The 23158-nt window shown below is 61.0% G+C and carries 12 protein-coding genes and 3 pseudogenes; 7 read left to right on the plus strand and 8 right to left on the minus strand.

Annotated features, from left to right (window positions below):
• From NTD84_RS04635 to putP, 4 genes and pseudogenes are all read right to left on the minus strand, one after another.
• Nucleotides 1–757 (minus strand): annotated as a pseudogene (locus tag NTD84_RS04635) (type IV secretion protein Rhs); the annotation flags it as partial.
• A complete protein-coding gene (locus NTD84_RS04640) occupies nucleotides 757–1494 on the minus strand; it encodes a DUF4123 domain-containing protein (protein WP_262163829.1) in 738 nt (245 codons plus the stop codon). The gene NTD84_RS04640 and the pseudogene NTD84_RS04635, both read right to left, overlap by 1 nt.
• Nucleotides 1484–3400: a type VI secretion system tip protein VgrG gene (locus NTD84_RS04645; protein ID WP_262163830.1), complete on the minus strand. Its 1917-nt coding sequence runs from the start codon at nucleotides 3398–3400 to the stop codon at nucleotides 1484–1486. The genes NTD84_RS04640 and NTD84_RS04645 overlap by 11 nt, the downstream gene beginning before the upstream one ends.
• A 254-nt stretch (nucleotides 3401–3654) precedes the next feature.
• On the minus strand, nucleotides 3655–5139 hold the full coding sequence (gene putP / locus NTD84_RS04650) for a sodium/proline symporter PutP (RefSeq protein ID WP_262163831.1): 1485 nt from the start codon (nucleotides 5137–5139) through the stop codon (nucleotides 3655–3657).
• Nucleotides 5140–5602: 463 nt separating this feature from the next.
• Here putP and putA point away from each other — a divergent pair, with 463 nt between their 5' ends.
• Nucleotides 5603–9556, plus strand: coding sequence for a trifunctional transcriptional regulator/proline dehydrogenase/L-glutamate gamma-semialdehyde dehydrogenase (putA, locus tag NTD84_RS04655; protein WP_262163832.1), 3954 nt, complete (start codon nucleotides 5603–5605; stop codon nucleotides 9554–9556).
• A gap of 257 nt (nucleotides 9557–9813) precedes the next feature.
• The gene (locus tag NTD84_RS04660) at nucleotides 9814–11616 is read left to right on the plus strand and encodes an acyl-CoA dehydrogenase (RefSeq protein ID WP_262163833.1); all 1803 of its coding nucleotides are present in this window, start codon (nucleotides 9814–9816) and stop codon (nucleotides 11614–11616) included.
• A 134-nt stretch (nucleotides 11617–11750) separates the two neighbouring features.
• Here NTD84_RS04660 and NTD84_RS29980 read toward each other — a convergent pair whose 3' ends face one another.
• The 4 genes and pseudogenes from NTD84_RS29980 to NTD84_RS04675 all read right to left on the minus strand — a co-directional run bounded on the left by NTD84_RS29980 (nucleotide 11751) and on the right by NTD84_RS04675 (nucleotide 14318).
• Nucleotides 11751–12596 (minus strand): methyl-accepting chemotaxis protein, encoded by an 846-nt coding sequence (locus NTD84_RS29980; RefSeq protein ID WP_410017326.1) that lies wholly within the window; start codon nucleotides 12594–12596, stop codon nucleotides 11751–11753.
• A gap of 18 nt (nucleotides 12597–12614) precedes the next feature.
• A pseudogene (locus NTD84_RS29985) lies at nucleotides 12615–13688 on the minus strand (cache domain-containing protein); the annotation flags it as partial.
• 100 nt (nucleotides 13689–13788) lie between these two features.
• The gene (locus tag NTD84_RS04670; protein ID WP_262163835.1) at nucleotides 13789–14091 is read right to left on the minus strand and encodes a cell division protein ZapA; all 303 of its coding nucleotides are present in this window, start codon (nucleotides 14089–14091) and stop codon (nucleotides 13789–13791) included.
• Nucleotides 14088–14318 (minus strand): hypothetical protein, encoded by a 231-nt coding sequence (locus NTD84_RS04675; protein ID WP_262163836.1) that lies wholly within the window; start codon nucleotides 14316–14318, stop codon nucleotides 14088–14090. Before NTD84_RS04675 ends, NTD84_RS04670 begins: the two co-directional genes overlap by 4 nt.
• A gap of 370 nt (nucleotides 14319–14688) precedes the next feature.
• Here NTD84_RS04675 and NTD84_RS29990 point away from each other — a divergent pair.
• From NTD84_RS29990 to selO, 5 genes and pseudogenes are all read left to right on the plus strand, one after another.
• Nucleotides 14689–15444: pseudogene (locus NTD84_RS29990) on the plus strand (MCP four helix bundle domain-containing protein); the annotation flags it as partial.
• Nucleotides 15436–16299 (plus strand): methyl-accepting chemotaxis protein, encoded by an 864-nt coding sequence (locus NTD84_RS29995; RefSeq protein ID WP_410017327.1) that lies wholly within the window; start codon nucleotides 15436–15438, stop codon nucleotides 16297–16299. The pseudogene NTD84_RS29990 and the gene NTD84_RS29995, both read left to right, overlap by 9 nt.
• A 216-nt stretch (nucleotides 16300–16515) precedes the next feature.
• On the plus strand, nucleotides 16516–18258 hold the full coding sequence (locus NTD84_RS04685; protein ID WP_262163838.1) for a potassium/proton antiporter: 1743 nt from the start codon (nucleotides 16516–16518) through the stop codon (nucleotides 18256–18258).
• Between the two features lie 34 nt (nucleotides 18259–18292).
• On the plus strand, nucleotides 18293–21643 hold the full coding sequence (mscK, locus tag NTD84_RS04690; protein WP_262163839.1) for a mechanosensitive channel MscK: 3351 nt from the start codon (nucleotides 18293–18295) through the stop codon (nucleotides 21641–21643).
• 48 nt (nucleotides 21644–21691) lie between these two features.
• Nucleotides 21692–23155, plus strand: a complete 1464-nt coding sequence (gene selO, locus NTD84_RS04695) for a protein adenylyltransferase SelO (RefSeq protein WP_262163840.1) — start codon at nucleotides 21692–21694, stop codon at nucleotides 23153–23155.
• The last annotated feature ends 3 nt before the right edge of the window (nucleotides 23156–23158 follow it).

Raw genomic sequence — 23158 nt, forward strand, 5'->3', positions numbered from 1 at the left:
TCATCAACAAGGACAGCACCGCTTCATCGCTGGCCAGCAGCTGGACTTTTTCCATGGCTTGCGGCGCTGTCTTCGCGAGTTCGGTCAGCTGCGCGGCGCCGCTGCCCAGGCGGTCGGCAAATTGTCCGGGGTCTTGCAGCATGTCCGAAAGCAGTTCAATTCTGTCCCACACACCCGTGATCGCCGCCCAACTGCCCGCGAGCAGGCCGTTACCCGTCGCGGCAAACGCCGACTGCGACCACTGCGGTTTGAACCCTTGCCACTCGCTGCGCAGCCAGGCTTGCAACTGGTCGGTCAGAGCGTCGTAGGATGAAAAGAGCGCATTCACCTGCTCCGGGGTGACTTCACTCTGGACATGAAGGCGATAGAACTTGCCCGGCGTGCCTTTGAACTGGCCTTTACCGTGTTGATCGAGCAAGACGCGGGTGCTTTCGCCTCCATCAACAGCGATCACATCAACCTGAATATTTCCCAGGGGAATGTCATGGACCGACTCGAACTTGCTCTCGATCAGCAGAATCCCGCTCTTCGGACACTGCGCCACACTGGAGAAAAAGTTGTCATCGTCACTGCTCACCGACGTGGTGATATCACCCAGTTTGATCTGCCGCTCCATGCCCATCAGCGAGGGCATGTCCAGCGCGTGGCTGACCGTGTTGGTGCTGCGGTTCAAAAAGCCTTGGAGTTGCTCTCGATATAAACGCAGCGTGTCTTGGAAACCGTCGAGCTCCTGCTCAATCCGGGCAACCTGATCCATCAGTCCAGCTCCATCAACAGGTAATCCACCAACGCTGATGTCGGGGCAGGGGACAGGTCTGGCGCCTCCAGAAAAACGGCAACCTTGTGCCGCAGAACACTGTCGGAAAACGCCTCGAACAGGTCAGGACGGCTCTCGCTCAACCAATTGAGCAAGTTGTTAATGCGGGTGACGTCCGAGTGTTCGGCGAGTTGCTCCAGCAACGTGTTGGAAACTTCCCACCAGGGAAAAACCCGGGTGGCTTCGAGCCCCTTTCCACCGATCTCCAGCGGCTGGCCATTGATCAGGCAACGCCCCACCACAGGCAGCAAATGAGCGGCGTCGACCTCTGCGGACTGAAGAACCGGCAGCACATAGCGCCCGTCCCAGAAGCGAAAAAACACCGTGTTTCCGTTGGGCAAAAGGACTTGAGTGAGGCTGCGAAAATGCTCGACCAGGGCGTGGGGAGGCGAGGAAGAAATCCCCAGCCAACCCCAATCGTCAGACGCAGAGGTTGCGACCCACTCAAGAAACTCATTGTCGGCAGCGACGATTCCCACATAGGGCATGACCGGATCCCACTCGGCGTAAGCGGTATCTGCCCAAATCGGATGTGCCCTCTGCAACGGGTTGAATGCCCGCCAGGCTTTAAAGGGTTCGGCAGAACTGGCATTGCCGAACACGGCGAACATTTGCTCGGAAGGTTCGAGTGGCCGGCGCTCCAGCCATTCGCGAGGGGACAGGTGATCAGGCTGCACAGACACCGTCCTTACAGCGCGCGCATTCTTCGCAGAAAGCCGCCGGGCTTTGCAGGCTCAGAATCTGTGCCGCGCTGAGGGCCGCGAGTGCTCGCTGGGTGCTCGGCGCGCCCAGGGCCGGCATCGGTGCGCCACCCACCTGGATCGGCACACTGCTGAAGATGCCGGCGGGGCTGATGTTGATCGAGTTCCCGCCCGCCTGAAGGGTGACGCTTGCGCCACCGTCAATGACGATTTGCTGGCCCGCACCGATGTGAAGGTGTCCGCTCGCCTTGAGCGTCTGGCTGTTGACACTGATGTGCCGATCACCGCGAACGTGCAGGCTGTCGTTGGCGCCCACCACCGCGTTGCGCTGGTTTGCGACCTGAACGTGCAAGTCGTTGAAGACTTCCTGCGTCCAGTTTCGCTGCGCGCGCAGGTAGATTTCCTCGGCACCTTGGCGATCTTCGATGCGCAATTCGTTGTAGCCACCGCCACCCGGACTGCTGCGGCTGCGGAAAATACTGCGGGTGTGGTCAGCGGGCAGGTTCAAGGGTGACGAGTTGGCGCCGTTGGGCAGGCACCCCATGACCAGCGGCTTGTCGACATCGCCATCGACGAACCCCACCAGCACCTCCATGCCGACCCGCGGTATCAGCGCGGTGCCATAGCCGTCATGCGCCCAACCGGTGGCAACGCGCAGCCAGCAACTGGAATGTTCATCGTGAGTGCCATGACGGTCCCAGGCGAGCTGGACCTTGACCCGCCCGTATTCATCGCAATGGATTTCCCGGTCCTTCGGTCCGGTCACCACCGCCGATTGGTAACCAGAAACAGGCGGTTTGCCGAGCAGTGGCGGACGAAATGAAACGTCCGACGGCGTCGCCAGAAAGGTATTGCAATAGCCCTGGAAATCGTCCGAAGTGTCGTGGCTCGCCGTGTTGCCTAACACGTGCGGTTGACGGCCCCGGTGCTCGATCCGGGTGATCAGCCAGTGGTCATTCCAGGCATGACGCGGATGGTGGGTGAGCGCCAGCAAATGCCCGCTGACCAGGGCGGGCTCATCGCCTCGCCCCTCGGCCTGACGGTAATCGGCGTTGTGCCGTTGAAGCGCCCGCCGCGCCAGATCCTTGCCGTGGTCGCGATCAATGAACTGGCCGGGAAAGTGATAATCCTCCAGCACCGGCACTTGCTGGTTGTCGACGCGGCTCTCAAGCTCCGGGCGAGGTTTCTGAAAGTTGTAATCGCGGAGGGTGACGACGCTGGTGCGGGTTTCCAGTCGTACGTTGAAGTGTTTGATCGACGGCCCGTCCACCGCCATGCCGCTGGCGGGGCGGTAGACAGTCGGGTTGGGCAATCGAGGGAAGAACGTCTGATCATCGCCAAACACCACGACATGCCCTTGGGGGTTGTGCCTGAAGTGGTAGTGAATGCCGAGTTCGGCGCAGAGCCGCTGGATGAACGCCAGATCGCTCTCCGCGTATTGCACGCAGTAGTCGCGCTTTGGGTATTTGCTGCCGAGTTGAAAGTCGAAGGCATTACTCTGGATGCCATGATCCTTGAGGATTTGCGCAATGATCTTCGGCACGCTTTGCTGTTGGAAGATCCGCTGATTGATCCGCTGGCCAAGCCTGGTCAAGTACGGACCCAGGCTGACCTGATAGCGTGTCAGGTCGTCTTTGGTGTCGCCTTGTCCCACCCGAAAAATCTGACCGTGAATACCGCAATCGGCCGCACCAAAACTTAGAAATGCCTGACCATGCAGCAGGCTTTCAAGTGCGATATCCGGGTGTTCGCTGACCAGTTCGAGATCAAAACGATAAGGCTGGCTGATGGCTTCCTTGCCGGTGAACTCAAGCACCTTGAGCTCATTCTGGTTACCGTCGACGGTCAGCGTGAAACGCGGTGGGTTGGCAAGAGCGAACATCCGATGTGTCTCTGCAGATTGAAGACGGGCGATTCTGCATGAGTGATATCGGGCGTTACGGAGGGGACAGGAAAAACAGATTTTCCCGTTTTTTTTAGCGAATTTTCCTTCGAAAATTAGAACGTTTAACTACAGACATTTCGCTCAGAAGTGCTCCCACAGGGAGCTATGACAGGCAAAAAAAACGGCCCGCCTCCAAAGGAAGCGGGCCGTTCTCATGTTCAGCGAAAGGTCAGGGCCTCAGCCCACCCCGATCACTTGTTCAGGCGGAAATCAGCCTCGGCCGCGGCGAAGCGCTGCAGCATGCCGTGCGTCGGCGCGCCGAGTTTGCTGACGATGTAGATCGCCAGGCTGGCGAAGATGAAGCCTGGGATGATTTCGTACAGGCCCAGCAGTTCGAAGTGTTTCCACACGATCACGGTGATCGCGCCGACCAGAATGCCGGCCAGTGCGCCGTTGCGGGTCATGTCTTTCCAGATCACCGAGATCAGGACCACTGGACCGAACGCCGCACCGAAACCGGCCCAGGCGTAGCTGACCAGACCGAGTACGCGGTTTTGCGGGTTGGCGGCCAGCGCGATGGCGATCAGGGCCACCAACAGCACCATGGCACGGCCGACCCAGACCAGTTCAACCTGGGAAGCGGTTTTACGCAGGAAGGTTTTGTAGAAGTCTTCGGTCAGCGCGCTCGAGCACACCAGCAACTGGCAGCTTAGAGTGCTCATCACCGCCGCCAGGATGGCCGACAGCAGGACACCGGCAACCCATGGGTTGAAGAGGATTTTCGCCAGCTCAATGAACACGCGTTCGTGGTTTTCAGTGACCGGGCCGGCCAGATCCGGGTTCGCCGAGAAGTAGGCGATACCGAAGAAACCGACCGCGACGGTGCCGCCCAGGCACAGGATCATCCAGGTCATGGAGATGCGACGAGCGTTGGCGATCGACTTCACCGAATCCGCCGCCATGAAGCGCGCGAGGATGTGCGGCTGACCGAAGTAACCCAGGCCCCAGCCCATCAGCGAGATGATGCCGATGAAGGTGGTGTTTTTCAGCATGTCGAAGTTGCTGGCGTCTTGCGCTTCGATGGCCAGGAACGTGGTGTCGACGCCACCGGTGGCCAGCAGCACGATGATCGGCGTCAGCAACAGGGCGAAGATCATCAGCGTGGCTTGTACGGTGTCGGTCCAGCTCACGGCGAGGAAACCGCCGACAAAGGTGTAGGCAATCGTCGCCGCGGCACCGGCCCACAGCGCCGTTTCGTAGGACATGCCGAAGGTGCTTTCGAACAGACGGGCGCCAGCAACGATGCCGGAAGCGCAATAAATGGTGAAGAACACCAGGATCACCACGGCGGAGATGATCCGCAGCAGGCCGCTTTTGTCTTCGAAACGGCTGGAGAAGTAATCCGGCAGGGTCAGCGCATCACCGTTGTGCTCGGTCTGCACGCGCAGACGGCCGGCGACGAACAGCCAGTTCAGGTAAGCACCGACGATCAGGCCGATGGCGATCCAGCTTTCCGACAGGCCGGACATGTAGATGGCGCCCGGCAGGCCCATCAACAACCAGCCGCTCATGTCGGAGGCACCGGCGGACAATGCCGTCACCACGCTGCCGAGGCTGCGACCGCCGAGGATGTAGTCGGAAAGGTTATTGGTGGAGCGATAGGCCATGAAGCCGATCAGCACCATTGCTGCGATGTAGATCACAAACGTGATCAGGGTTGGATTGCTTACGCTCATTTAAGTGATGCCCTGGCTTTGTTTTTATGTAGCGGCGGTTTTTGTTCACCGCTCGCAAACGACGACGTTTGGCAGACGAGAGGTGGACCCGCGCATTTAGGACTGATGTTTCCCCAGGAAAGCCATCAGCCGGCACTCCCGCCTGTTCGACCGGTTGCACCTTGGGCGCGAATGCTATTCAACAACCCAAACGAGGTGCAACCCATTTTTTGAGAATCAGTTGCACCTCCGCCGATTAATGCGCAAACGGGTGGTTTTTGCTCCTTTTTAGCGCAGTCAAAGCCCTTGGCTAGAAGCAAAAGCACCAAGCAGGAGCGGTACGTTCGTACCGGAATTTAATTCCTGACGAACTGCAGAATATTCCCACAAAAAAGGGTTGCACCCGGTTGCACCTCGAAGAGTGCGCAGCTAATCTTGCGGCCAGCTGATGCCACGCGGTCGTGGCAAACATGAGGATAAAAATATGGCGACCACCACCCTTGGGGTCAAACTTGACGACCCGACCCGCGAGCGCCTCAAGGCCGCCGCGACCTCGATTGATCGCACGCCGCACTGGCTGATCAAGCAGGCAATTTTCAATTACCTGGAAAAACTCGAGGGTGGTGCAACCCTGACCGAGCTCAACGGCCTGACCGCCAAGGAAGCTGACGACAGTGGCGAAGTCCCTGTCGATCACGCGCACCAGTGCTTCCTTGAGTTCGCCGAAAGCATTCTCCCGCAATCGGTGCTGCGCGCCTCGATCACCGCCGCTTACCGCCGTCCTGAGCCGGAAGTCGTGCCGATGCTGATGGAGCAGGCACGTCTGCCGGTTGCGATGGCCGAAGCCACCAACAAGCTGGCAGCCTCGATCGCCGAGAAACTGCGCAATCAGAAAAGCGCCGGCGGCCGTGCCGGTATTGTTCAGGGCCTGTTGCAGGAATTTTCCCTGTCATCCCAGGAAGGCGTCGCCCTGATGTGCCTGGCCGAAGCGCTGCTACGCATCCCGGACAAAGGCACTCGCGACGCACTGATCCGCGACAAGATCAGCACCGGCAACTGGCATCCGCACCTCGGCAACAGCCCTTCGCTGTTCGTCAACGCTGCCACTTGGGGCCTGCTGCTGACCGGCAAACTGGTCGCCACCCACAATGAAGCCGGCCTGACCTCGTCCTTGAGCCGCATCATCGGCAAGAGCGGCGAGCCGATGATTCGCAAGGGCGTCGACATGGCCATGCGCCTGATGGGCGAGCAGTTCGTCACCGGCGAAACCATCGCTGAAGCCCTGGCCAACGCCAGCAAGTTCGAAGCCAAGGGCTTCCGCTACTCCTATGACATGCTGGGTGAAGCCGCGCTCACCGAGCATGACGCGCAGAAATACCTGGCCTCGTACGAACAAGCCATCCACTCGATCGGCAAAGCGTCCCACGGTCGTGGGATTTATGAAGGCCCGGGCATTTCCATCAAGCTGTCGGCCCTACATCCGCGTTACAGCCGCGCGCAGTACGAGCGAGTGATGGACGAGCTGTATCCGCGCCTGCTGTCGCTGACCCTGTTGGCCAAGCAATACGACATCGGCCTGAACATCGACGCCGAAGAAGCCGACCGCCTCGAGCTGTCGCTGGACCTGCTCGAGCGCCTGTGCTTTGAACCGCAACTGACCGGCTGGAACGGCATCGGTTTCGTGATCCAGGCCTATCAGAAACGTTGCCCGTATGTGATCGACTACGTGATCGACCTGGCGCGCCGCAGCCGTCATCGCCTGATGATCCGCCTGGTGAAGGGCGCCTACTGGGACAGCGAAATCAAGCGCGCCCAGGTCGAAGGCCTGGAAGGCTATCCGGTCTACACCCGCAAGGTGTACACCGACGTGTCCTACATCGCCTGCGCGCGCAAACTGCTGTCGGTGCCGGAAGTCATCTACCCGCAGTTCGCCACGCACAACGCCCACACCCTATCGGCCATTTACCACATCGCCGGTCAGAACTATTACCCGGGTCAGTACGAGTTCCAGTGCCTGCACGGCATGGGCGAACCGCTGTACGAACAGGTTGTAGGCAAAGTCTCCGAAGGCAAGTTGAACCGTCCGTGCCGCGTGTACGCACCGGTCGGTACTCACGAAACATTGCTGGCATACCTGGTCCGTCGCCTGCTGGAAAACGGCGCGAACACTTCGTTCGTCAACCGCATTGCCGACCAGTCCATCTCCATTCAAGAGTTGGTGGCCGATCCAGTGGCCAGCATCGAGCAGATGGCGACGCTGGAAGGCGGCTTCGGCCTGCCGCACCCGCGTATTCCGCTGCCGCGCGATCTTTATGGTGCCGAGCGCGCCAACTCCAGCGGCATCGACATGGCCAACGAACATCGTCTGGCTTCGCTGTCCTGCGCTCTGCTGGCAACCGCTCATAATCACTGGAAAGCCGCGCCGATGCTCGGTTGCGCTTCCAGCACTGAAGCCCCGGCGCCAGTGCTCAACCCGTCGGATCTGCGTGACGTGGTCGGCCACGTGCAGGAAGCCACTGTCGAAGACGTCGACAACGCCATCCAGTGCGCCCTGAACGCGGCGCCGATCTGGCAGGCCACGCCGCCCGCTGAACGCGCGGCGATTCTGGAACGTGCCGCTGATTTGATGGAGGGCGAGATCCAGCCGCTGATGGGCCTGCTGGCTCGCGAAGCCGGCAAGACGTTCGCCAACGCCATCGCCGAAGTGCGTGAAGCCGTGGATTTCCTGCGTTATTACGCGGTGCAGGCCCGTAACGATTTCACCAACGACGCCCACCGTCCGTTGGGTCCGGTGGTGTGCATCAGCCCGTGGAACTTCCCGCTGGCGATCTTCAGCGGTCAGGTCGCTGCTGCCCTGGCCGCGGGTAATCCGGTGCTGGCCAAGCCTGCGGAACAAACCCCGTTGGTGGCGGCTCAGGCCGTGCGTCTGCTGCTCGAAGCCGGGATCCCGGAAGGCGTGCTGCAATTGCTGCCGGGCCGTGGCGAAACCGTGGGGGCCCGTCTGGTCGGTGACGATCGGGTCAAAGGCGTGATGTTCACCGGCTCCACCGAAGTCGCGCGTTTGCTGCAACGCAATGTCGCGGGTCGTCTCGACGCCCAGGGTCGGCCGATTCCGCTGATCGCCGAAACCGGTGGCCAGAACGCGATGATCGTCGACTCCTCGGCACTGACTGAGCAAGTCGTGATCGACGTAGTGTCGTCGGCCTTCGACAGCGCCGGTCAACGCTGCTCGGCATTGCGTGTGCTGTGCTTGCAGGAAGATTCCGCAGACCGTGTCATCGAAATGCTCAAGGGTGCCATGGCTGAATGCCGTCTCGGCAATCCCGAGCGCCTGTCTGTGGACATCGGCCCGGTGATCGACGCCGAAGCCAAGGCCGGTATCGAGAAGCACATCCAGGCCATGCGCGACAAAGGTCGCAGCGTGTATCAAGTCGCCATCGCCGACGCCGAAGAGGTCAAACGCGGCACCTTCGTGATGCCGACGCTGATCGAACTGGAAAGCTTCGATGAGCTGCAACGGGAGATCTTCGGTCCGGTGCTGCACGTGGTTCGCTACAAGCGCAAGGACATCGATCAACTCATCGGTCAGATCAACGCTTCCGGCTACGGCCTGACACTGGGTGTGCACACGCGCATCGACGAGACCATCGCCAAGGTGATCGACAACGTCAATGCCGGTAACGTCTATGTGAACCGCAACATCGTCGGTGCCGTGGTCGGCGTACAACCGTTCGGCGGCGAAGGCCTGTCGGGCACCGGGCCGAAGGCCGGTGGTCCGTTGTACCTGTACCGCCTGTTGTCGACGCGTCCTACCGATGCGATCGAACAATCCTTCGCTCGCGGTGATGCCGAGACTGCGCCGGATGTTCGTTTGCGCGATGCCCTGAGCAAACCGCTGACGGCCCTGAAAGCCTGGGCGGACAGCCACACGTTCGCCGACCTCAGCGCTTTGTGCGTGCAGTTCGCCGCGCAATCGCAAAGCGGGATCACCCGCGTCCTCGCCGGCCCGACCGGTGAGCGCAACAGCTACGCGATCCTGCCGCGCGAACACGTGTTGTGCCTGGCGGAAGTCGAAGGCGACCTGTTGACTCAACTGGCCGCGGTGTTGGCGGTGGGGGGTTCGGCGGTATGGCCGGACACTGACTTGACCAAGGCACTATTCGCACGCCTGCCGAAGGAAGTTCAGGCGCGGATCAAGCTGGTGGCCGACTGGAACAAGGACGAAGTGCTGATCGATGCGGTTCTGCATCATGGCCATTCCGATCAGTTGCGGGCGGTGTGCCAGCAAGTAGCCAAGCGTGCCGGGGCGATTGTCGGGGTTCATGGGCTGTCCCAGGGCGAGACCAACATTGCGCTGGAGCGATTGGTGATCGAGCGGGCGTTGAGCGTTAACACCGCGGCGGCGGGTGGTAATGCGAGTTTGATGACGATCGGTTAAAAGCAGAAAATCAGGCACCCGCAATGGATGCCTGATTTGCAGAATCCAACTGTAGGAGCGAGCCTGCTCGCGATATCGGACTGTCAGAAACCTCCTTTGCGGATGTGACACCGCCATCGCGAGCAGGCTCGCTTCCACAGTAGTTTTTGGTGACTGCTATGTCGGCGCTCTGCCCCACCATCACGCTCATCAATCATCCTGTTCAGCCTCTGTCCCCACGCCTAGACTCGGTCCATTCCAAAAAAAGGTAGGCCGCCATGTCCGAGACGTTGCTCAGTTCCCGTAATCTGGCTTTCGAGCTGTATGAAGTCCTCGACGCCGTGGGCCTGACCCAGCGTGAGCGTTTCGCCGAGCACAACCGCGAAACCTTCGATGCCGCCCTCGGCACCGCTCGCAGCATCGCCGAGAAGTTCTTCGCCCCGCACAACCGCAAGGGCGACGAGAACGAGCCACGCTACGAAGACGGTCAGGCGATTCTGATTCCGGAAGTGAAACCAGCGGTGGATGCGTTCCTTGAAGCCGGTTTCCTCAACGCCGCGCGCAGTTTCGACGCCGGCGGCATGCAACTTCCTACACTGCTGTCCCAAGCCTGTTTCGCGCATTTTCAGTCGGCCAACGCGGCGTCGACTTCGTACCCGTTTCTGACCATGGGCGCGGCCAACCTGATCGAGAGCTTTGGCACCGACGAACAGAAACAGCGCTTCCTGCAACCGATGATCGACGGCCGCTTCTTCGGCACCATGGCCCTGACCGAACCCCATGCCGGTTCGTCGCTGTCGGATATTCGTACACGGGCCGAGCCTGCGTCCGACGGCACCTATCGACTCAAGGGCAACAAGATCTTCATCTCCGGTGGCGATCACCCGCTGTCGGAAAACATCGTGCACATGGTGCTGGCGAAACTGCCGGACGCACCGGCCGGGGTGAAGGGCATTTCGCTGTTTATCGTGCCCAAGTTCCTGGTCAACGATGACGGCAGCCTGGGCCAGCGCAACGACGTGTTGCTGGCGGGCCTTTTCCACAAGATGGGCTGGCGCGGCACCACGTCCACGGCGCTGAACTTCGGCGACAACGGCGAGTGCGTCGGCTATCTGGTGGGCAAGCCGCATCAGGGCTTGAGCTACATGTTCCAGATGATGAACGAGGCGCGGATTGGCGTCGGCATGGGTGCGGTGATGCTCGGTTACGCCGGCTATCTGTACTCCCTGGAGTACGCCCGCGAGCGGCCGCAGGGTCGAGTGCCGGACAGCAAGGACCCGAACACCGCACCGGTGGCGATCATCCAGCACGCCGACGTCAAGCGCATGCTGCTGACACAAAAGGCCTACGTCGAAGGCTCGTTCGACCTCGGCCTGTACGCGGCGCGGCTGTTCGACGACACCACTACCCTGGAAACCGACGCCGAGCGCAAACAGGCGCATGAGCTGCTGGACCTGCTGACGCCGATCGTCAAATCCTGGCCATCGGAGTTCTGCCTGAAAGCCAACGAACTGGCGATTCAGATTCTCGGCGGCCACGGTTACACCCGCGAATACCCGGTCGAGCAGTACTACCGCGACAACCGCCTGAACCCGATCCACGAAGGCACCCACGGTATTCAGTCGCTGGATTTGCTAGGTCGCAAACTGGCGCAGAACGGCGGCGCTGGCTTGAAGCAATTGATCCGCCTGATTGCCGACACCGGCGCTCGCGCCCAGTCGTTCGAATCGCTGACGGCTCTGCGCGCCCCCTTGGAAAAACTGGTGGCGCACCTGCAAACCGTCACCATTGGCCTGCTGACCGATCTGGCCCAGGGCAAGGTCAACAGCAGCCTGGCGAACTCGGCGCTGTACCTGAAAGTGTTCGGGCATACGGTGATCGGCTGGCGCTGGCTGGAACAGGCAATCTGCGCAGAGGAAGGTTTGGCCAAAGGCAATGCGGCGGATGTGAGCTTCTATAAGGGCAAGCTGCAAGCCGCGAGGTACTTCCTGACGTGGGAAATCCCGGCGTGCCACCATGAACTGGCGATTCTTGAGGCGCGGGATGATGTGTGCCTTGGGATGCAGGATGAGTGGTTCTGACCGAAGATGTGTGGTGCTGCTGAATCCATTCGCGAGCAAGCCCGCTCCCACAATTGACCGCGTTGCCTGGATGATCGCGGACCACTGTGGGAGCGGGCTTGCCCGCGAACGCGTCAGCAAAACCAACGAGATCTTCAGTTGAGCTTAAACCCGCCCATCTGCCGCGCCAGATCATCCGCCAACCGCTGCAACGTCTGACAATCCTCGCGACAAGCCCTGACTTCCCCCGCGGTCGCCCGCGCCAGATCGGAAATCCCCTGCACGTTGCGGTTGATCTCCTCAGTCACCGCCGACTGCTCTTCCGTCGCGGTCGCCACCTGGTGGTTCATGTCACTGATGCGCTCGACCTGCCCGGTAATCGCCGTCAATGAGGCTCCAGTGCGTTGGCTCGATTCAACCCCGGTGCCCGTCGCCGCTTGCCCGGTGTGCATCGACGACACGGCATTCTCCGCGCCTTGCTTGAGGCGGCCGATCATCTGCTGGATTTCGTCGGTGGACGACTGCGTACGCCGGGCCAGGGTCCGGACTTCATCGGCCACCACGGCAAACCCACGCCCCATGTCCCCCGCCCGCGCCGCTTCGATGGCCGCGTTCAAGGCCAGGAGGTTGGTCTGCTCGGATATGCCGCGAATCACCGCCAGCACTTGATCGATCGACGCCACCTGGTCGGCCAGTTCCCCGACCGCGCTGGCGGCGAGGCCAATTTCGTCGGACATGCTTTCGATATGCCGGATCGACCCGCCAACCACTTCCCGCGCCTGCAGGGCTTCCTCGCGCGCATTTTGCGAAGCGACCGCGGCGTTGCCGGCGTTCTGGGCGATTTCCTGTACGGTCAGGCCCATTTCGTGGACGGCGGTGGCGACCATGTCGGTCATCTCCTGCTGACGTCCGGAACGCGCGGCGGTGTTGTCCACCACCCGTGCCACCTGACCGACCGCCGTGCGCAAGCGCTCACTGGTGGTCAGCACTTCGCCGATCATCTCGCGCTGGCTGTCGAGAAACCGATTGAAGCCGCGCGCCAGGTCGCCGAGCTCATCGGCGCGGTTGGCATCCAGCCGATGGGTCAAATCTCCACCACCGCTACCGATGGCCACCAGCGCCGCTGTTACCTGACGGATCGGACGCACCAGACCACGGGCCAGCAACACCACCAGCAACAGGCACACCAGCGCGACGGCCAGGCCGATGCCGCTGCTTATCCACAGGGCGCGACGCGCTTCGGCGTAGATCTGCGACTGCGGCACTTCGGCCACCAGGGTCCAGCCCAGGTCGCGCAGCGGCAGGCTCAACGCCAGGAAATCTTCGCCATCCCTCAAGAAGCTGCTGCTGGCGGCAGTTTTCTGGCCCATGACGGCCTGCGAGGCAGGCGTGCCGATCTGTTCGGCGAGCGTCCGTTTGCCGCTGAATTGCGCGTCGGGGTGCACCTGGATCAAACCGTCGGAACGCACGAGATAGACTTTGCCGCGCTCACCGAAGGTGAAATTGTGGATGAGCTCCGACAGCTCCTTCACGCTCAGCCCCAGCCCGGCAACGCCCACGACCTTGCCGGCCTGCTCGACCTTGAGGTCGATGAACAGCGCCAATTCTCCGGTGGCCGTGTCGGTGTCGATATTGAGGGTGCGCGGCTGATTGCCGTCGATGAATGCGTAGAACCAGGCGTCTTTGGGATTGGAGCGGCTGAGGGTCCGATCCAGGCCTTTTTCAGTGAAATAGTGGCTGGAGGCTGTGCCGACGATCAACGCGGTAAATGCATTGTGTTCGGCGCGGATGCCTTCCAGATACGCCACGAATGCCGCGGTCTGGGCACTGTTTTCGCCCCCGGCCAGCCAGTCGCGCACCATGCTGTTGCTGGCGATGTCCTTGGCGGCGGTGAGGGGTTGGACGAGGATGCGCTCGATGTCGTTGCGCATCGCTTCGATGCTCGACGGCAGTGCTTGTTCGACCAGGTAAGTCTGAGCGAGGCGGTTGACGACGAGGGTATAAATGCCAACCACGATCAGGATGCTGACCAGCAGGGCGGTGCCCATGCTGAGGATCAACTGCCATTGAATACTGCGTCGCCAGAACTGCATGGAGCACCCCCAAAGAATAAGAGGCTGAAACACTGCAACAGCCGTGCCGATTGTATACAACGCAACCGACAATTTATTCTTTGGTTGTGCGCAAGCTCGATCAGGCCTGATTGATCGTCTTGGAAATCACTTCAACCGTGGCGCTGACTTGCTCTTGGTAACGGTCGAGTTCAAGTGCGTGCTGCTTCTGCATTTCGATCTGTTGCGAACACAGGTTCATCGCTGCCAGCACCAGCAGGCGGTCACCGATCAGCGTCGGGTACTTTCTTTTGGTGTCCGCCAGTGCAGCCTTCAACATCGTGACGGCGTCCAGCAGGGTTTGCTCTTCCCCGGCCGGCGCCTTGATCGAATAGTCCTCCCCCAGGATCGAGACGACTTTTACCCCTGCGATGCCGACACTCATGCGCTGACCGGGCCAGCGCTGACGCGCTCAACCAGGGCCTGGATGCGGGCGGCAGTGGCACCGTGTTTCTCTTCCTGTTCCATCAGGCTCAGTTGCAGGTTCTCGTTTTCATCCTTGGCCTGGGCCAGTTCTGCGCTCAGGGTCTGGTTGGTGCCGAGCAGGTTCTGGTTCTGTTGCACCAGGTCGCTGACCAGTTGTTCCAATTGGCTTAGGGATGCTTCCAACATTATGATTTTCCGAGCATTTTCAAAGGGCGCGTACGATAAAGAAAAGTCACCACGGATGCCAGGGCTATTGGGGCGCAAGGCCTTGATTTTCCTGGCGGGCGAGCTTTCTCGCGAACTTTAAAGACTGTGATTGGTGGATCTGGTTCCTGCACTTCGTCGCCCGAACGATCGGACGGCGCGGGCCGTTTGGGGAAACGTAATTGCCTGCACCCTTTTCGCGAGCAAGCTCGCTCCTACAGGGAGCAGCGTGCTGCGGCAATTACGCGCAGGCGCTCAAGACTTTAGTTGCATGACCGATAAGTCCCCCATACGTCTGTCTCAGCGCCGCACGGATGCGCTTATTTCGGTAAACACCATGTCCCTTCGTAATATGAATATCGCACCGCGGGCGTTCCTCGGCTTCGCCCTGATTGGCGGTTTGATGCTGGTTCTGGGGGTTTTTGCCTTGAACCAGATGAGCAAGATCCGCGGCGCCGGCGAAGACATCGCCTCCATGAGTGTGCCAAGCATCAAGAGCCTCGATGAGTTCACCCAACTGACCCTGCGCCTGCGGGTGCTTTCCTATCGTTTGCTGGTGAACCGGGAGCCCGAGGTTCAGCAGAAAACCATGGACCTGTTCGACCTGCGCAACCAGCAGATCCGCGATGCGCAAAAAGTCTACGAGCCGCTGATCGATGGCCCGGAAGAACGCGCCGCTTACGACAAGTACGTGCAATTGCTCGCACAGTACCGTCAGCTCGAAGAGCGGATGAAGACGCTGTCGCGCAACAATCAGGTGGACGACCTGCGCAAAATGCTGAACAGCGAATTGCTCGCCAACTCCGAGGAAGTCAACGCGGCCCTGGCGAAGTTGCTGGAGATCAATACCGGACAGATCGAAAAAATCGACGACACGGCGGCTGAGCAGTATTCGACATCGTTCAACCTGGTGATCGCCCTGCTGGTGATCGCCACCGGCCTGACCCTGCTCTTCGCCTGGTTACTGACCAACAGCATCACCAAGCCGATCGCCAACGCCCTGAACGCCGCCGAAGAAATCGCCGAAGGCAACCTGACGCGCCCGATCAGCGTCGATGGTGCAGACGAAGCCGGGCGCCTGCTGGCGGCCATGGCGAAGATGCAGGACAAGCTGCGCGACACCTTGCAGCGGATTTCCGGCTCGGCCACGCAACTGGCCTCCGCCGCCGAAGAACTCAACAGCGTCACCGACGAAAGCGCCCGTGGCCTGACCCAGCAGAACAACGAGATCGAGCAGGCCGCCACCGCGGTCAACGAAATGACCAGCGCCGTGGAAGAAGTCGCGCGCAACGCGGTGAGCACTTCCGAAGCCTCGAAGAACGCCACCACGTCGGCGGGCGACGGTCGTGATCTGGTTCAGGAAACCGTCAGCGCCATCGAACGCATGAGCGCCGATGTGCAGAGTACCGCCACGCTGATTGGCGATCTGGCCAATGAATCGCGTGACATCGGCAAGGTGCTGGATGTGATTCGTGGCCTGGCCGATCAGACCAACCTGCTGGCGTTGAACGCCGCGATCGAAGCCGCGCGCGCCGGGGAAGCCGGGCGTGGTTTTGCCGTGGTGGCGGACGAGGTTCGTGCGTTGGCCCATCGCACGCAGCAATCGACCAGCGAAATAGAACGCATGATCGGCAGCATCCAGTCCGGCACCGAACACGCTGTGGACTCGATGCGCAACAGCACCGAGCGCGCGGAGTCGACCCTGAACATCGCCCGCGGTGCCGGTTTGTCGCTGGATACGATCAACAGCGCGATCGTCGAGATCAACGAACGCAACCTGGTCATCGCCAGCGCGGCGGAAGAGCAGGCGCAAGTGGCGCGGGAAGTGGATCGCAACCTGGTGAACATCCGCGATCTGTCGGTGCAATCGGCGACGGGGGCCAATCAGACCAGTGCGGCGAGCAGTGAGTTGTCGCGGTTGGCGGTGGACCTGAACACCATGGTCGGGCGGTTTAGCCTGTAACGGTCACACCTCTTTGTAGGAGCGAGCATGCTCGCGATGATTCCAATAACGACGCAGGGAATCAGGCAGCACGCGTCAGCGTTGACATCCATCGCGAGCAAGTCCACTCCTGCAAAAGCTTTTTGACAGCATCACATTTCAACAGGTTAGAATCGCTGGCACGCAGACTGCATGGACAGTTTGCGCCCGTCTTTTCAGCTTTCTGGAGTACTGCCTTTGAATGCGACAACCATCAACAGCCTGTTCTTGATCGGCGCGTTGCTGGTAGGTGCGAGCATTCTGGTGAGCTCACTTTCGTCCCGCCTCGGCATTCCGATTCTGGTGATTATCCTGGCCGTGGGCATGGCGGCCGGCGTCGACGGCGGCGGCATTATTTTCGATAACTACCCGACGGCCTATCTGGTCGGCAACCTGGCGTTGGCGGTGATTTTGCTCGACGGCGGTTTGCGCACGCGGGTTTCCAGTTTCCGCGTGGCGTTATGGCCGGCGCTGTCGCTGGCCACGGTCGGCGTCCTGATCACCACCGGGCTGACCGGTATGGCGGCGGCGTGGCTGTTCAACCTTAACCTGATCCAAGGCCTGCTGATCGGCGCCATCGTCGGCTCCACGGACGCCGCGGCGGTGTTCTCGCTGCTCGGCGGCAAAGGCCTGAACGAACGGGTCACCGCCAGCCTCGAGATCGAATCCGGCAGCAACGATCCGATGGCGGTGTTCCTCACCGTCACCCTGATTGACATGCTCGCCAGCGGCGAAACCGGCCTGCACTGGAGCCTGCTGGGGCATCTGGTGCGCGAGTTCGGCATCGGTGGTGTGATCGGTCTGGGCGGCGGCTGGCTGATGTTACAGCTGGTCAACCGGATCAACCTGGCCACCGGCCTCTATCCGATCCTGGTGATTGCCGGCGGACTGGTGGTGTTCGCCCTGACCAACGCCTTGCACGGCAGCGGCTTCCTCGCGGTGTACCTGTGCGGTCTGGTGATCGGCAACCGCCCGGTTCGCAGCCGTCACGGCATCCTGCACATGCTCGACGGCATGGCATGGCTGGCGCAGATCGGTATGTTCCTGGTGCTTGGGCTGCTGGTCACGCCACACGATTTGTTGCCGATCGCCCTGCCCGCGCTGGGCCTGGCGCTGTGGATGATTCTGTTTGCCCGGCCGCTGTCGGTGATGGTCGGCCTGCTGCCGTTCAAGGCCTTCCATGGCCGCGAAAAAGCCTTTATTTCCTGGGTCGGCCTGCGCGGCGCGGTGCCGATCATTTTGGCGGTGTTCCCACTGATGGCCGGGCTGCCCAACGCTCAGCTCTATTTCAACCTCGCCTTCTTTATCGTGCTGGTCTCGCTGTTGGTGCAGGGCACGAGCCTGCCGTGGGTGGCGAAACTGTTGAAGGTGACGGTTCCGCCGGAGCCGGCACCGATCTCCCGCGCCGCCCTGGAAGTCCACGTCACCAGCGAGTGGGAGTTGTTCGTTTATCGCCTCGGCGCCGAGAAATGGTGCATCGGCTCCCCGCTTCGCGAACTGAAAATGCCTGAAGGCACCCGGATCGCGGCACTGTTTCGGGGGCAGCAACTGCTCCACCCGTCGGGTAGTACGGTGCTGGAAGTCGATGATTTGCTGTGCGTCATCGGCCACGAACACAACCTTCCGGCCCTCGGAAAACTGTTCAGCCAGGCACCGCAACGGGGTCTGGATTTGCGCTTCTTCGGCGACTTCGTCCTCGAAGGAGATGCCCAGCTGGCCGCGGTTGCTGCCCTGTACGGGTTGAAGGTCGAAGGCATCGATCCGGACATGTCCCTGGCCCGTTTCATTGCCCAGAAAGTCGGTGGCGCACCCGTCGTCGGTGACCAGGTGGAATGGAACAACACCATCTGGACCGTCGCGGTCATGGACGGGAACAAGATCGGCAAAGTGGGCGTCAGATTCCCCGAAGGAAGTCGCCCGGGTCCGGGACTCTTCCTCTAAACTCCATACTTCGCCTCGTTTTCGATCGGTCAATATGTCAACCCTGCGCACCTTTTTCATCATGGCCCTGCTGGGCTTGAGTCTTTCTGTCGGCACGTTGCAAGCGGCCGAACCGCCGTCCAGCGAAGCCGTGCAGGCCAACCTGGACAAGATTGCCGAGCGCAAACTGCCGGAAGCCGATCAAAAAGCATTGCAGACCATCCTGCAAAACACGCTGACTCAACTCAACAACCAGCGCGACTACGAACAAAAACTGGCCGATCTCAAGCAGCAACTCGCCACCGCGCCCAAGCAGAATATCGATAACCAGCGTGAGTTGGCCCGCCTCAAGGCCACCAGCGTAACGCCCGTCGCGCAGCGCTATACCAAAGAGTCGATTCAGCAGCTGGAGCAGATGCTCACCGAGCGCTCGACCCAGCAAAGCGATCTGCAAAAGGCCCTGTCTGACGCGAACAGCCTGGTCATCACCGCCCAGACCCGACCCGAGCGCGCGCAAGCCGAAATCTCCAGCAGCCAGACGCGTATCCAGCAGATCAACAACATCCTCAAGGCCGGTAAAGACAACGGCAAGACCCTGAGCGGCGAACAACGCGACCTGCTCAATGCGGAGCTGGCGGCACTCAATGCGTTGATCCCGCTGCGCCGCCAGGAACTGGCCGGCAACAGCCAACTGCAGGACCTGGGCAACAGCCAGCACGATTTGCTGAGCGAAAAATCCGACCGTCTGGACCATGAAATCCAGGAGCTGCAGACCCTGATCAACCAGAAGCGTCTGGCCCAGTCTCAGGAAACCGTGACGCAGCAGTCCATCGAAGCGCAGAAATCCGGGAGCAGCGCCCTGCTGGCCGCCGAAAGCGCGGCCAACCTGAAACTCTCCGACTACCTGCTCAAAAGCACCGACCGCTTGAACGTCGTCACCCAGCAGAACCTGCAAACCAAACAGCAACTGGACAATGTGACCCAAAGCGATTCGGCCCTGGACGAGCAAATCAACGTGCTCAAGGGCAGCCTGCTGCTGTCGAAGATTCTCTACAAACAGAAGCAGGGCCTGCCGCGCCTCAAGCTCGACCGCGACCTGGCGGATCAGATCGCTGACATTCGCCTGTATCAGTTCGAAGTCAGCCAGCAACGGGAATTGCTCAGCAACCCGGCCACCTATGTCGATAACCTGCTGTCGACCCAGCCGCCCGATCAAGTCACTCCGCAATTGCGCAAGAGCCTGCTGGAGCTGGCCACGACCCGCGCCGATCTGCTGGAGCGGCTGAACCGCGAACTCAGCGCGGTGCTCAACGAATCGATCACCCTGCAGCTCAATCAGAAGCAATTGCTCAGCACCGCGCAAAGCCTGCGGGCGACGCTCGATGAGCAGATGTTCTGGATCCCGAGCAACAAGCCGCTGGACCCGGAATGGATGCGCGGCGTGCCCGAGCGCCTGCAGCGCCAGGTGGCGACCTTGCCGCTGAAGTCCAGCGTGAGTGAATTGATAGACGGCCTGACCCAACGACCGTTGTTGTTCCTGCCGCTGGTGCTGCTGATCGGCGCCCTGCTGTGGCGACGTAAAAGCCTGTATGCCCGACTGAACAAGGTTCACCAGGATATCGGCCACTTCAAGCGTGACAGCCAGCTGCACACGCCGCAGGCGATTCTGATCAATATTCTGCTGGCGATGCCGGTAGCGCTGGGCCTGGCCCTGTGCGGCCTGGCCTTGCAGATCGACGCCCGCGGGCAGAACGCCAACATGGGTTCGGCGCTGCTTCAAATGGGCCAGGCCTGGCTGGTGTTCTACACCGCCTACCGGATCCTCGCGCCGGGCGGCGTGGCCGAACTGCATTTCCGCTGGGAAAAACCCCAGGTCGAATTCCTCCAGGGCTGGGTCCGTCGACTCGGCCTGGTGGTGATGGCGCTGGTCGCCGTAGTGGCCGTCGCCGAACTGCAACCGGCCGCACTGGCCGATGATGTACTCGGCATGCCGGTGGTGCTGACCTGTTACGCGCTGATGGCCTGGTTGCTCAGCCGCCTGCTGATCAGCAGCCCGACTCACCAGAATGCCTCACTGTTCCGCAAGGCCGTGGGGATCCTGTTCACCGCCCTGCCGATCGCGCTGTTCGTCGCCGTTTGCTTCGGCTACTACTACACCGCGCTGAAGCTCAGCGACCGCTTGATCAATACCCTGTACCTGCTGATGTTCTGGCTGGTGATCGAAGCCACCTTCGTCCGTGGCCTCAGCGTGGCGGCACGGCGCCTGGCCTATCAGCGCGCACTGGCCAAACGTCAGGCCGCCAAAGAAGCCGGCGACGGCGAAGCGGTGATCGAAGAACCGACCCTGGACATCGAAAAGGTCAACGAACAGTCCCTGCGCCTGATTCGCCTGGCTTTGCTCGGCGGATTCATGGCGGCGCTGTACTGGGTCTGGTCGGACCTGATCTCGGTGTTCTCGTACCTGGACAACATCACGCTCTACGAATACACCAGCGGCACCGGCGCCAACATGAGCATGGTGCCGATTAGCATCGGCGACATGCTCGGTGCGCTGATCATCATCGGCATCACCTTCGCCCTCGCGCGCAACTTGCCGGGCCTGCTGGAAGTGCTGGTGCTCTCGAAGCTGAACCTGGCCCAGGGCAGTGCCTATGCCACGACCACGTTGCTGTCGTATGTGATCGCCGGCGTCGGTTTCGTCTCGACCCTGTCGACCCTCGGCGTGAGCTGGGACAAGTTGCAATGGCTGGTGGCGGCGCTCTCGGTCGGCCTCGGCTTCGGGATGCAGGAGATCTTTGCGAACTTCATCTCCGGCATCATGATCCTGTTCGAACGCCCGGTGCGCATCGGTGACACCATCACCATCGGCAACCTGTCGGGCACGGTGAGCAAGATCCGCATCCGCGCCACGACCATCACCGACTTCGACCGCAAGGACATCATCGTCCCGAACAAAACGTTCATCACCGGGCAACTGATCAACTGGTCGCTGACCGACACCATCACCCGCGTGACCCTCAAGCTCGGCGTCGATTACGGTTCGGACCTGGACCTGGTCAAAGAACTGCTGCTGAAGGCGGCTCGGGATAACCCGCGGGTGCTGAAGGACCCGGAACCCCACGTGTACTTCCTCAACTTTGGCGAAAGCACCCTCGACCACGAGTTGCGCATGCACGTGCGCGACCTCGGTGACCGCAACCCGGTACTCGATGAGGTCAACCGCTTCATCAACCGCGAGTTCAAGAAGCAGCACATCAATATTTCGTTCCGGCAGATGGAGGTCTACCTCAAGAATCTCCACGGCCAGGAATACAAAATGGTGCCGATCGAGCCGGAGACCAAAACCATCGTGCCGGTGGCTGACGACAAACCGCTGCAAGAGCCGCCGCCCGCCAAGCTCGACTAACCGCCCTATCCCTAGCAGAATGCTCGGACATTCTGCTGGAGATGGCCGGTGAAAGCCCTCGACGAACTGACCTTCGATAACCGCTTCGATCGCCTGGGCGATACGTTCTCCGCCCACGTGCTACCCGAGCCCATCGACAATCCGCGCCTTGTGGTCGCAAGCCCCGCCGCCATGGCGCTGCTCGACCTCGACCCGGCCGTGGCCGAGACCCCGGAGTTCGCCGAGCTGTTCAGCGGCCACAAGCTCTGGGCCGACGCGGTGCCGAGGGCGATGATCTATTCCGGTCATCAGTTCGGTTCCTACAACCCGCAGCTGGGCGACGGCCGTGGCCTGTTGCTGGGCGAGGTATACAACGAGGCCGGCGAACACTGGGACTTGCACCTCAAAGGCGCGGGTCAGACGCCTTTCTCGCGCATGGGTGACGGACGCGCAGTGCTGCGTTCGTCGATTCGCGAGTTTCTCGCCTCCGAAGCGCTATCGGCGCTGAACATCCCGACCACCCGCGCGCTGTGCGTGATCGGCTCCGACACCCCGGTGTGGCGCGAAAAACAGGAACGCGCAGCCATGGTCCTGCGCCTGGCACCCAGCCACGTGCGCTTCGGGCACTTCGAATACTTCTATTACACCAAGCGCCCCGAGCAGCAGAAAGTGCTCGGCGACCACGTGCTCGCGATGCACTTCCCGGAATGCCTCGAACAGCCGGAACCGTACCTGGCGATGTTCCGCGAGATCGTCGAACGCAATGCCGAGCTGATCGCCAAGTGGCAGGCCTATGGTTTCTGCCACGGCGTGATGAACACTGACAACATGTCGATTCTGGGCATCACCTTCGATTTTGGCCCGTTCGCGTTCCTCGACGATTTCGACGCCGACTTCATCTGCAACCACTCCGATGACCAGGGCCGTTATTCCTTCAGCAACCAGGTGCCCATCGGCCAGTGGAACCTCAGTGCGCTGGCCCAGGCATTGACACCCTTCATCAGCGTCGAGGCCCTGCGCGAAACACTGGGCCTGTACTTGCCGCTGTTCCAGGCCCATTACCTGGACCTGATGCGCCGCCGCCTGGGCTTCACCACCGCCGAAGACGACGACCAGAAACTGCTGGAGCACCTGCTGCAACTGATGCAGAACAGCGGCGTCGACTACACCCTGTTCTTCCGCCGTCTCGGCGATCAATCACCTGATTTGGCCGTCGCCCGCCTGCGCGATGACTTTGTTGATATCAAGGGCTTCGATGCCTGGGCCGAGCTTTACGTCGCCCGGGTGGGTCGTGATGGCGAACACAACCAGGAACAGCGCCGCCAACGGATGCATGCGGTCAATCCGCTCTACATCCTGCGCAACTACCTGGCGCAAAAAGCCATTGATGCGGCAGAAAGCGGCGATTACTCAGAGGTCCGCCGCCTGCATGCGGTGCTGAGCAAGCCGTTCGAGGAACAGCCGGGGATGGAGCGTTATGCCGAGCGTCCGCCGGAGTGGGGCAAGCATCTGGAGATCAGTTGTTCGTCGTGAGGC

The sequence above is a fragment of the Pseudomonas sp. 14P_8.1_Bac3 genome, assembly GCF_025466085.1.
Classification (GTDB): Bacteria; Pseudomonadota; Gammaproteobacteria; order Pseudomonadales; family Pseudomonadaceae; genus Aquipseudomonas.

Excerpts from the sequence above, each read along its gene's own strand:
- NTD84_RS04645 (WP_262163830.1), bottom strand. The coding sequence starts at position 3,400 with ATGTTCGCTCTTGCCAACCCACCGCGTTTCACGCTGACCGTCGACGGT.
- putP (WP_262163831.1), bottom strand. The coding sequence starts at position 5,139 with ATGAGCGTAAGCAATCCAACCCTGATCACGTTTGTGATCTACATCGCA.
- putA (WP_262163832.1), top strand. The coding sequence starts at position 5,603 with ATGGCGACCACCACCCTTGGGGTCAAACTTGACGACCCGACCCGCGAG.
- NTD84_RS04660 (WP_262163833.1), top strand. The coding sequence starts at position 9,814 with ATGTCCGAGACGTTGCTCAGTTCCCGTAATCTGGCTTTCGAGCTGTAT.
- NTD84_RS29980 (WP_410017326.1), bottom strand. The coding sequence starts at position 12,596 with ATGATCGGCGAAGTGCTGACCACCAGTGAGCGCTTGCGCACGGCGGTC.
- NTD84_RS04670 (WP_262163835.1), bottom strand. The coding sequence starts at position 14,091 with ATGAGTGTCGGCATCGCAGGGGTAAAAGTCGTCTCGATCCTGGGGGAG.
- NTD84_RS04675 (WP_262163836.1), bottom strand. The coding sequence starts at position 14,318 with ATGTTGGAAGCATCCCTAAGCCAATTGGAACAACTGGTCAGCGACCTG.
- NTD84_RS29995 (WP_410017327.1), top strand. The coding sequence starts at position 15,436 with ATGCAGGACAAGCTGCGCGACACCTTGCAGCGGATTTCCGGCTCGGCC.
- mscK (WP_262163839.1), top strand. The coding sequence starts at position 18,293 with ATGTCAACCCTGCGCACCTTTTTCATCATGGCCCTGCTGGGCTTGAGT.